Origin of the sequence: Pseudomonas sp. S36 (assembly GCF_016647875.1) — a bacterium.
GTDB lineage: Bacteria > Pseudomonadota > Gammaproteobacteria > Pseudomonadales > Pseudomonadaceae > Aquipseudomonas > Aquipseudomonas parafulva.
In genome coordinates, this window is record NZ_JACVVG010000093.1 from 1 (window position 1) to 1,373 (window position 1,373).

Here is a 1,373-nt window from a genome sequence, read left to right on the forward strand (position 1 = left end):
TTGATACCATGCTTCCAAGAAAAGCTCCTAAGCTTCAGATAACTGGGAACCGTACCCCAAACCGACACAGGTGGTTAGGTAGAGAATACCAAGGCGCTTGAGAGAACTCGGGTGAAGGAACTAGGCAAAATGGCACCGTAACTTCGGGAGAAGGTGCGCCGGCGAAGGTGAAGGACTTGCTCCGTAAGCTTATGCCGGTCGAAGATACCAGGCCGCTGCGACTGTTTATTAAAAACACAGCACTCTGCAAACACGAAAGTGGACGTATAGGGTGTGACGCCTGCCCGGTGCCGGAAGGTTAATTGATGGGGTTAGCGCAAGCGAAGCTCTTGATCGAAGCCCCGGTAAACGGCGGCCGTAACTATAACGGTCCTAAGGTAGCGAAATTCCTTGTCGGGTAAGTTCCGACCTGCACGAATGGCGTAACGATGGCGGCGCTGTCTCCACCCGAGACTCAGTGAAATTGAAATCGCTGTGAAGATGCAGTGTATCCGCGGCTAGACGGAAAGACCCCGTGAACCTTTACTATAGCTTTGCACTGGACTTTGAATTTGCTTGTGTAGGATAGGTGGGAGGCTTTGAAGTGGGGACGCCAGTTCTCATGGAGCCATCCTTGAAATACCACCCTGGCAACTTTGAGGTTCTAACTCAGGTCCGTTATCCGGATCGAGGACAGTGTATGGTGGGTAGTTTGACTGGGGCGGTCTCCTCCCAAAGAGTAACGGAGGAGTACGAAGGTGCGCTCAGACCGGTCGGAAATCGGTCGTAGAGTATAAAGGCAAAAGCGCGCTTGACTGCGAGACACACACGTCGAGCAGGTACGAAAGTAGGTCTTAGTGATCCGGTGGTTCTGTATGGAAGGGCCATCGCTCAACGGATAAAAGGTACTCCGGGGATAACAGGCTGATACCGCCCAAGAGTTCATATCGACGGCGGTGTTTGGCACCTCGATGTCGGCTCATCACATCCTGGGGCTGAAGCCGGTCCCAAGGGTATGGCTGTTCGCCATTTAAAGTGGTACGCGAGCTGGGTTTAGAACGTCGTGAGACAGTTCGGTCCCTATCTGCCGTGGACGTTTGAGATTTGAGAGGGGCTGCTCCTAGTACGAGAGGACCGGAGTGGACGAACCTCTGGTGTTCCGGTTGTCACGCCAGTGGCATTGCCGGGTAGCTATGTTCGGAAGAGATAACCGCTGAAAGCATCTAAGCGGGAAACTTGCCTCAAGATGAGATCTCACTGGGATCTTGAATCCCCTAAAGGGCCGTCGAAGACTACGACGTTGATAGGTTGGGTGTGTAAGCGCTGTGAGGCGTTGAGCTAACCAATACTAATTGCCCGTGAGGCTTGACCATATAACACCCAAGCAATTTGCT

The 1,373-nt window shown here is 52.8% G+C and carries 1 rRNA gene; it reads left to right on the forward strand.

Features of this window, described 5'->3' with window-relative positions:
• Positions 1-1,352, forward strand: a 23S ribosomal RNA gene (locus IAE36_RS23430); the annotation flags it as partial.
• Between the last annotated feature and the right edge of the window lie 21 nt (positions 1,353-1,373).